Source organism: Streptomyces sp. S6, from assembly GCF_054880855.1.
In genome coordinates this window covers 1-9,212 of the sequence record NZ_JBTYMC010000270.1, presented here as the reverse complement: position 1 = coordinate 9,212, position 9,212 = coordinate 1, and the positions used below count along the sequence as shown (strand labels likewise).

The 9,212-nt window shown below is 72.3% G+C and carries 8 protein-coding genes and 2 pseudogenes; 5 read left to right on the top strand and 5 right to left on the bottom strand.

Annotated elements, in window-relative coordinates; translation table 11 throughout:
- Positions 1–326 (bottom strand): annotated as a pseudogene (locus ACVNF4_RS27760) (hypothetical protein); the annotation flags it as partial.
- 79 nt (positions 327–405) lie between these two features.
- Between ACVNF4_RS27760 and ACVNF4_RS27755 the strand changes: the two are divergent.
- The 5 genes from ACVNF4_RS27755 to ACVNF4_RS27735 all read left to right on the top strand — a co-directional run bounded on the left by ACVNF4_RS27755 (position 406) and on the right by ACVNF4_RS27735 (position 7,394).
- Complete coding sequence (locus ACVNF4_RS27755) at positions 406–600, top strand: DUF3046 domain-containing protein (protein ID WP_461805614.1); 195 nt, start codon at positions 406–408, stop codon at positions 598–600.
- 60 nt (positions 601–660) lie between these two features.
- Entirely contained in the window at positions 661–1,908 is a 1,248-nt protein-coding gene (locus ACVNF4_RS27750; protein WP_461805613.1) for an AI-2E family transporter, read from the top strand.
- 383 nt (positions 1,909–2,291) lie between these two features.
- Positions 2,292–3,416 carry a recombinase RecA gene (recA, locus tag ACVNF4_RS27745; RefSeq protein WP_461805612.1) on the top strand — a complete coding sequence of 375 codons (1,125 nt, stop codon included), beginning with the start codon at positions 2,292–2,294 and terminating at the stop codon, positions 3,414–3,416.
- A gap of 6 nt (positions 3,417–3,422) precedes the next feature.
- Complete coding sequence (gene recX / locus ACVNF4_RS27740; protein ID WP_461805611.1) at positions 3,423–4,364, top strand: recombination regulator RecX; 942 nt, start codon at positions 3,423–3,425, stop codon at positions 4,362–4,364.
- Positions 4,365–4,865: 501 nt separating this feature from the next.
- On the top strand, positions 4,866–7,394 hold the full coding sequence (locus tag ACVNF4_RS27735) for an ABC transporter permease (RefSeq protein ID WP_461805610.1): 2,529 nt from the start codon (positions 4,866–4,868) through the stop codon (positions 7,392–7,394).
- 113 nt (positions 7,395–7,507) lie between these two features.
- Here ACVNF4_RS27735 and ACVNF4_RS27730 read toward each other — a convergent pair whose 3' ends face one another.
- The 4 genes and pseudogenes from ACVNF4_RS27730 to ACVNF4_RS27715 form a co-directional block, all read right to left on the bottom strand.
- Positions 7,508–7,903, bottom strand: a complete 396-nt coding sequence (locus ACVNF4_RS27730) for a rhodanese-like domain-containing protein (RefSeq protein WP_461805609.1) — start codon at positions 7,901–7,903, stop codon at positions 7,508–7,510.
- On the bottom strand, positions 7,900–8,430 hold the full coding sequence (locus tag ACVNF4_RS27725) for a cupin domain-containing protein (protein ID WP_461805608.1): 531 nt from the start codon (positions 8,428–8,430) through the stop codon (positions 7,900–7,902). The genes ACVNF4_RS27730 and ACVNF4_RS27725 overlap by 4 nt, the downstream gene beginning before the upstream one ends.
- A 61-nt stretch (positions 8,431–8,491) precedes the next feature.
- A complete protein-coding gene (locus ACVNF4_RS27720; RefSeq protein WP_461805615.1) occupies positions 8,492–8,560 on the bottom strand; it encodes a putative leader peptide in 69 nt (22 codons plus the stop codon).
- A gap of 209 nt (positions 8,561–8,769) precedes the next feature.
- Positions 8,770–9,212 (bottom strand): annotated as a pseudogene (locus ACVNF4_RS27715) (FAD-dependent monooxygenase); the annotation flags it as partial.

The window sequence follows — 9,212 nt, the reverse complement described above, 5'->3', positions numbered from 1 at the left end:
GCCGTCAGATGGCGGCACAGCTGCTCCACCCGCCGCCCGCCGCAGCGCCCCACGGCGTCCAGGACGCGCAGCGCGTACACGGCGTGCGGCGGCTGGCCCACGGGCCCGCGCAGGTCGGGGTCCAGGGCGTGGCCGTACCCGCCGTCCGCGGTGCGGTAGGCGTCGAGCGCGGTCTCCGCGGGCTCGGCGGGGGCGCCCAGGAAGTGGTGGGCGAAGAGCCGCTGTTCCAGCACGCGCGCGTTGAGCCAGACGAAGCGCTCCGCGCGCGCGAGCGGGGAGCGCGCCGAGGGCGTCTGAGGGAGGGGGGCAGCCCCTGGTTCGGCCATGTCGCCGACCGTAGGACGGAAAGCGGTTTCCCGGGGGCCACACGGCCAGGGTGTACCCGAGGGGCGGGATACTGGGCGCATGCGGTTGACGGTCTTCTGGGAGCGGATGGCGGAGCACTTCGGTACGGGGTACTCCGAGACCTTCGCGCGCGATCACGTGATGACGGAGCTGGGCGGGCGGACGGTGCGCGAGGCGCTGGCCGCCGGCTGGGAGGCGAAGGACGTGTGGCGGGTGGTGTGTGCGGTGATGAACGTTCCGCACGAGAACCGGTGATCCGGGGCGAAGATCGCACGGGAGTGCGGGAGTACCGGTGGAGTAGGCGAGACTTGGGCCGTGGCACCGACTGAGGAGACCGGGCAGCTCGCCCCGCAGACACCGTCGTCCGGCGCGGCGGCACCGCCCGAGCGCCCTTCGGCCGACGGCGGTGAGCCGGTCCGGGAGCGCATGCCCCGGTGGCTCCCACGCGCGATGGTGCTCGCACTGGCCCTCGTCGGTGTGTTCCAGCTCGGGACGTGGGCGTTCCACGAACTGCTCGGGCTGCTGGTCAACATCCTCATCGCGTTCTTCCTGGCGCTCGCCGTCGAACCCGCCGTGAGCCGGATGGCGTCCTACGGGATGAGGCGCGGGCTCGCGACCTTCCTGGTCTTCTTCGGGCTGCTGGTCGCCGTCGCCGGGTTCGTCACGCTCCTCGGGTCGATGCTCGCCGGACAGATCGTCAAGATGGTCGACGACTTCCCGCAGTACCTCGACTCGGTGATCCACTGGGTCAACACCAAGTTCCACACGGAGCTGAAGCGGGTGGACATCCAGGAGGGGCTGCTGCACTCCGACTGGCTGAAGAAGTACGCGCAGAACAGTGCCGCCGGGGTGCTCGACGTCTCCACCCAGGTCCTCGGCGGACTCTTCCGGCTGCTCACGGTCGCCCTGTTCGCGTTCTACCTCGCCGCCGACGGGCCACGGCTGCGTCGGAGCCTGTGCTCGGTGCTGCCGCCGGCCAAGCAGGCCGAGGTGCTGCGGGCCTGGGAGATCGCCGTCGACAAGACCGGCGGCTACCTCTACTCGCGTGGGCTGATGGCGCTGATCTCCGGGATCGCGCACTACATCCTGCTCCAGGTCCTGGATATCCCCTACGCGCCTGTGCTGGGCCTGTGGGTCGGTGTCGTCTCGCAGTTCATCCCGACGCTCGGGACGTATCTCGCGGGTGCGCTGCCCATGCTGATCGCGTTCACCGTCGATCCCTGGTACGCGCTGTGGGTGCTGGGGTTCGTCGTGGTCTACCAGCAGTTCGAGAACTACATGCTCCAGCCGAAACTGACGTCCAGGACCGTCGACATCCACCCCGCCGTCGCCTTCGGTTCCGTCATCGCCGGGACCGCCCTGCTCGGGGCCGTCGGCGCGCTGGTCTCCATCCCGGCGGTCGCGACGCTCCAGGCGTTCCTGGGGGCGTACGTGAAGCGGTACGACGTGACCGACGACCCGCGGGTGCAGGGCCGTCCGCGCCGCGAGGAGCCCTCGGGGCTGCGCGAGATGCGGCGGCGGGCCGGCGCGCGGGCACGTGCGCGTGGGGGACGGGAGCGCTAGGCCGTTCTGTCCGGATCAGCCGGTCGCCGGCGGGGCGTCTGCGGATTCCACGACGGCGTGGACGGCCGCGCACCGGACCGCGAGTGCCTGCGCCTTGCCGGACTCCGTTGCGGGACACACGGGTGTGGTCCGTGGGTGTGAAGGGTGGGTGGACGTACCCTCGGGGAGCCGTGTGGCGCGCTTGACACGAAAATCGAACATCCATTCTGATGGAAGCTCCGGCGAGGCGTTCGGCGGTGACTTCCATGGTTGTTTTGCCCGGGTTCGGGCGGAGAAGTCGCCGAGTTATCCACAGGCTGGACCGGCGTCGGGGCGCGTTGTCAGTGGCAGGCGTTAGCGTCTTTGACGTGAAGCGATCGACTCAAGCAAACCGGGTGGAACCCATGGCAGGCACGGACCGCGAGAAGGCGCTGGACGCCGCGCTCGCACAGATTGAACGGCAATTCGGCAAGGGCGCGGTCATGCGCATGGGCGAGCGGTCCAAGGAGCCCATCGAGGTCATCCCGACCGGCTCGACCGCACTCGACGTGGCGCTCGGCGTCGGCGGCCTCCCGCGTGGCCGCGTCGTCGAGGTGTACGGACCGGAGTCCTCCGGCAAGACCACGCTGACGCTGCACGCGGTGGCGAACGCGCAGAAGGCCGGCGGCCAGGTCGCGTTCGTGGACGCGGAGCACGCGCTGGACCCCGAGTACGCGAAGAAGCTCGGCGTCGACATCGACAACCTGATCCTCTCCCAGCCGGACAACGGCGAGCAGGCCCTGGAGATCGTGGACATGCTGGTCCGCTCCGGCGCCCTCGACCTCATCGTGATCGACTCCGTCGCGGCGCTCGTCCCGCGCGCGGAGATCGAGGGCGAGATGGGCGACAGCCACGTCGGCCTCCAGGCCCGTCTGATGAGCCAGGCGCTGCGGAAGATCACCAGCGCGCTCAACCAGTCCAAGACCACCGCCATCTTCATCAACCAGCTCCGCGAGAAGATCGGCGTGATGTTCGGCTCCCCGGAGACGACGACCGGTGGCCGCGCGCTGAAGTTCTACGCCTCGGTGCGCCTCGACATCCGCCGTATCGAGACCCTCAAGGACGGCACGGACGCGGTCGGCAACCGCACCCGCGTCAAGGTCGTCAAGAACAAGGTCGCGCCGCCCTTCAAGCAGGCCGAGTTCGACATCCTCTACGGGCATGGCATCTCCCGCGAGGGCGGCCTGATCGACATGGGCGTGGAGCACGGCTTCGTCCGCAAGGCCGGCGCCTGGTACACGTACGAGGGCGACCAGCTCGGCCAGGGCAAGGAGAACGCCCGCAACTTCCTGAAGGACAACCCCGACCTCGCCGACGAGATCGAGAAGAAGATCAAGGAGAAGCTGGGCGTCGGGGTCCGCCCCGAAGAACCCACCGCCGAGCCGGGCGCGGACGCCGCGAGCACCACCCTCGCGGACGACGCGTCCAAGACGGTCCCCGCTCCCGCGGCCAAGACCGTCAAGACCAAGGCCGCGGCGGCCAAGAGCTGATCCTCCGTGACACGACGAACCGACTGGGCCGAACACACCGACCCCGACGCTTTCTGGGGCCCGGGGGCGGACGACACCGGGCCCCGGCGGGGGCGGCGGGGCGGTGACGGCCCGTTCACGGAGGGCGGCCGGCTGGGGGAGGAGTCCCACGACGCCGGAGACGGGTTCGGGGACGGTTCTTTCCCAGGCGGCGGCTGGTCGGGAGCCGGCCGTCAGGGAAGCGGCTCGTACGCGAGCGGTGACCTGCCCGGTGGCGCCCCTTGGGGCGACGAACCGGACGGCACCGGTGGACCCGGCGGGCGTGGCGGTCGTGCCGGGCGTGGCAGAGCCGGCGGAGGTGGTCCGCGCGGCCGTCGCCGCGGTGGCTTCGGGGAACCGTCCGGTGGGCGGTCCACCGAGGGGGAAGGCGTTTCCGACTCGTCGAGGGCCGAGAAGGAGCAGCCTTCAGGGGACCCGGCTGAGCGGGCGCGGGGAATCTGCCTGCGCCTGCTCACCGGGACCCCGCGCACCCGCAAACAGCTCGCGGACGCCCTGCGCAAGCGGGAGATCCCGGACGACGTGGCCGAGGAGGTGCTCTCCCGCTTCGAAGAGGTCGGACTGATCGACGACGGCGCCTTCGCGGACGCCTGGGTGGAGTCCCGGCACCACGGCCGGGGCCTGGCCCGGCGAGCCCTGGCCCGGGAGCTGCGCACCAAGGGCGTCGACTCCACGCTGATCGACGAGGCGGTCTCCCAGCTCGACTCCGAGCGGGAGGAGACGACCGCCCGGGAACTCGTCGCCCGCAAGCTGCGGGCCACCCGGGGCCTCGACCGGGACAAACGCGTCCGCCGTCTCGCCGGGATGCTCGCCCGCAAGGGCTACTCCGAGGGCATGGCCCTGCGGATCGTCCGGCAGGCGTTGGAAGAGGAGGGCGAGGAGACCGACTTCCTGGACGGGGAGGGGTTCTGAGGGAGGCCGGCCCGCGGTGAGGGAGCGTTGCCGTGAGGGTCCGGTGGTGTGGGCGCCGGGTGACCGGGCGTCATCGTGAGGTGGGTCTTCGGCCCGAGTGCGTGCCCCTCGGCGCCGGTGAAGCGTTGTCCTGTCGGGAGGGGCGGGACGGGGCGTGATCGTGGGGGCGGCGGCCGGTTCGCGGTGCCGGGGCGGTGGCCCCGGAGCCGTGGCCGTCGAGGCGGGGGCATCGGAGCGGCCGGCTCCGGGCAGGGTGGACGCGCGGGGGCGCCGATCGTGTCCGGGCCGGGCCCGATGCGCTCCCTGCGCGTTCCCCGTGAAGGGGGTGCCGTCATGGGCGGGCTGACCGGTGAGCGGCGCGTCTCCGAGCGAGGGTGGGGATAACCCCCCTACGAAGACGCCGGAACGCCGCAATGTGCGCGGGCGCGTGGAGGACGAGTGTGGACGGGTGCCGTCTGTGCCCACGACAACTCACCTCACAACAGAAGAGAGCCCGCCCCCATGATGCTGCGCTACGCCCTCAAGACGGTCCGCGCCCGCAAGACCGGCTTCCTCGGGGCCTTCCTGGCTCTGTTGTGCGCCGCCGCACTCGTCACCGCCTGCGGCACCCTCCTGGAGACGGGGCTGCGCGGCACGATCCGCACCGAGCGGTACGCGGCGACACCGGTCCTGGTCTCCGGCGACCAGAACGTCCACCGGACCACCGTCAAGCACAAGAACGGCAAGACCAAGGTCAAGCACAAGGCCAAACCCATCGCCGAACGCGCCTGGCTGCCGGAGGGGCTGGAGCAGCGGATCGCCGCCGCCCCCGGAGTCGCCCGTGTCATCCCCGAACTGACCTTCCTCGCCGTCCCCTCGACGCCCGGCCACGACCCCGGCCCGCCCTCCTACGGCCATGCCTGGGAGTCCGCCGCACTGACGCCGTACCGCCTCACCGGCGGGTCCGAGCCCCGGGGCGCCGACGAAGTCGTCATCGACAGCGGCCTCGCGGCGCGGGCGCGGCTGACGGTCGGCGGCCGGCTCACCGTGCAGTCGACGCAGGCACCTCGCACCTACCGCATCAGCGGAATCGCCGCCCCGGCGACCGGGGTCCGCCACCAGACGTCCCTCTTCTTCTCCGCCGACGAGGCCCGCAGGCTGGCCGCGCACGCCGGGCAGGTCACCGCGTTCGGCGTGATCCCCACCGTGGGAACCGACCCCGATGAGGTGAAGCAGGCGCTCGGGCGGGCCCTGGCGGGCACCACCGCTCAGGTCGCCGTCGGGGAGGCGCGCGGACCGGTCGAGTTCCTCGACGCCGGCGCCGCACGGGTCCGGCTGATCAGCATGGGCGGGGCGATGGGCGGGACCTCCCTGCTCGTGGCCGTCCTCGTGGTCGTAGGGACCTTCGGGCTGTCGGTGCAGCAACGCCACCGGGAACTCGCCCTGCTCCGGGCGGTCGCCGCCACCTCGGGACAGGTCCGCCGGCTGCTCGGCCGGGAGGCGCTGCTCATCGGGGCGCTCGCCGGAACCGCGGGCGCCGGCGCCGGGCTGCCGCTGGGGAGCTGGCTGCACGGACGGTTCGTCGCTCTGGGGGCCGTGCCCGACACGCTGGAGCCCGCTGCCAGCGTCTTCCCGCCGCTTGCCGCTGTCGCCGTGACCCTGCTGGGTGCCTGGGCAGCCGCGCGGATCGCCTCCCGGCGGGTCGTCCGTATCCGGCCCGTCGAGGCGCTCACCGACGCGAAGGCAGAGCCGGGCCGACCCGCCTGGGGGAGGCTCGTCGCCGGTCTGCTGCTGCTCGCGGGCGGCGGCACCCTCGTCGCCGTGCTCGGTGTGCTGCGCACCGAGGCCGCCTCGACCCCGGTGACCTTCCTCGCCGTCATCGTCCTGTCCACCTCCGTCGCGCTCCTCGGCCCGCTCCTCGTCAAGGCGGCCACCCTGCTGCTCGCCGGACCGCTGCGGCTCACCGGTCACGGCGGCCGGCTCGCCACCGCCAACCTGCGCGGCAACGCCGTCCGGACGGCCTCCGTCGTCACCCCTCTCACTCTGCTCGTCGGCATGACCTGCACCGTCCTCTTCGTCCAGCCCACCCTCGGCGACGCCGCCCGCGCCGAGACCCGTGCGGGTGTCCTGGCCGACTGGGTCGTCTCCCCCGGGGGACCCGGCGTGCCCGCACCGGTGGCGCGGCGGCTGCGCGCGCCCGGTGACGCCGTCACCGAGGTCGTCCGCACCACCGTCCGGGTCGGCCTCGACAAGTACCCCGCGCAGGGCGTCACCCCCGCCGGTCTCGCCCGCACCTGGGACCCCGATGTCACCGCGGGATCCCTCGACCGGCTGGCCCCGAACACCGTCGCCGTCAGCGAACTGGCCGCGGACCACCTCGGCCTCGCACCCGGCTCACCCCTGAAACTGACGCTCGGCGACGGCACGCCCGCCACGCTCACCGTCGTCGCCGTCTACTCCAGGGGCCTCGGCTTCGGAGACCTCACCCTCGCGCACGACCTTGTCGCCCGCCACGTCGACAACCCCCTGTCCGCCTCCCTCCTCGTCAGCACCAGCCGTACACATGGAGAACTCGCGACTACCCTCCGTGAGTTCCCGGGTCTCCGGATTCTTTCTCCGGACGAGGCGGACTCGCTCCAGGCGGCCCGGTTGCAGCAGAACGCCGAGGTCAACCTGTTCGCGATGGGGCTGGTCCTGGCCTTCACCGCCATCTCGGTCGTCAACACGCTCGGCATGTCCGTCTCCGAGCGGTTCCGGGAGTTCGCGCTGCTGCGGCTCGCGGGGGCGACGCGCCGTCAGGTGCTGCGGATGCTGCGCACCGAGGCCCTGTCGATCCTGCTCCTCGCGACCGCGCTGGGCAGCGGCATCGCCCTCGCCGTCCTGACCGCGTTCAGCGTCGGGATGACGGGGCGTGCCGCGCCGGCGGTCACCCCGCTCGTGTACGTCACCGTCGTCGCCGTGGCCGGATTGCTCGCGGTGGTGGCGACGGCGGTGCCGGGGCGGGTGGCGTTGCGGGTGCGGGCGGTGACGGTGGTCACGGCGCGGGAGTAGGGGGTGTTGGAGAGAAGTCGGTCTTCTTGTCGTACCGACGGCGGGGTCGTCCCCTCGCCGCCAGGTTGCCACGGGGCCGCCATGTCCTCACCGGGCCGCTACGGTCCCCTTCGTCACCGCGTCACCGGAAGCTCCGCCGCCCTCCACGCCTGGAACCCGCCGACGAGGTCGGTGGCCCGGTGCAGTCCGAGCTGGTGCAGGGAGGCGGCGGCGAGGCTGGAGGCGTAGCCCTCGTTGCAGACGACGATCACGCGCAGGTCGTGTCCGGTGGCCTCGGGGACGCGGTGGCTGCCCTGGGGGTCGAGCCGCCACTCCAGTTCGTTGCGCTCGACGACGAGGGCGCCGGGGATCAGGCCGTCCCGGTCGCGCAGGGCGGCGTACCGGATGTCGACGAGCAACGCGTCTCCCGCGCGGGTGGCGTCGTACGCCTCTTGAGGCTCCACGCGCGCGTAGGTGGTGCGTATCCGGTCCAGCAGGGCGTCGATTCCGACGGGGTGGGTGTCACTCACTGCCAGTCCTCCGGGCGTTCGACCTGCTCAAGCCGGAGGACCTGGCCGGTTCGGCTGTAGCGGCGGATGCGGGGGAGGGGCGGGTAGTAGGCGTGGACGGAGATCGCGTGGTGGTCGGGGGACTCGTTCAGGACCTCGTGGATGTGGTGGCGGCCGAACGAGCGGCCCTGACCGGCGGAGAGCCGGCGTTCACGGTCGACCTCCTCCGTCAGCTCCAGGGTCTTCCAGCCGTCCGTCGGGAGGCGGGCCGCGAGGGAGTTCTCCTTGAGCGTGCCCTGGGCCGCGAGGAAGGCGCCCACCGAGTCCGCGTGGTCGTGCCAGCCGGTGCCGGTGCCCGGGGGCCAGCCGATGAGCCACGCCTCGCTGCCGGCGGGGCCTTCGAGGCGGATCCAGGTACGGCCCTCGGGGTCGAGCGGGAGGGACGCGATCAGCTCGGCGTCGGCTGCGGTGCGTCGTACGAAGTCCAGGAGATCGGCCTGGGTGGGGACGCGGGAGGGTGCGGGGAGGGAGGAGGGGGCGACAGACACGGACACCGTCCTGGTGAGGTTCGCGGAGAGCGCACGAGGGGCGCGTTAAAGAGGGTGCGAATCAGCAGGAAGGACACACGCAGCCCGCGTAGCGGACGAGGTCCATATGGACCCTCCGCCACAGGTGCACGCAGGTATCGGTCACGGTCCGGAGTAGACCATGGCCGTGCGGGACGGTCAACTGGCTGTCACCATACGGACGGAGAGGAGCGGATCGGTGCGCTTGTCGGATCACCGGACTGCGAAACGTGCTCCCTTGTGACCGGAAATTGCGCTCCCTTGCGACCGGAAGCGCGCTCCCTGTAGAGGCAACGCGCTACCTATGGAGGCCGCCCCGGCTCACTGCACCCCCGCCTCCGCCTCCTCCCGGCTAGCCCCGCCGAGCGCCGTCTCCGCAGCCGCGTACAGATCCGCCGGCCGTACGCCGTTCAGCGCGGCCACCAGATGGCCGTCCGGACGGATCAGCAGCACCGTGTGGGGAGCGGCCCCCGGATAGCTCTCGGCGACCAGCAGCTCCGCCGGGTACGGCAGCGCGGTCACCGCGGCGGCGAGCCGGGGCATGATGCCGGCGCCCACCCAGTGCTTGCGCTCCCACACCCCCGTGCCCGGCGCGATCAGCACGGCGAGCAGCGCGCCCCGGCCGAACCGGTCGCGCAGGCGGACGAAGGAGCCGTCCTCGGCGGTCACCCGGACATCGGCGACCTGGGCGCCGGGCGGCGTGTCCACAGGCACCTCTGCGGCCAGGTGCCTGGGCGCGAGCGGGGAGTCCGCGTGGCCGCCGG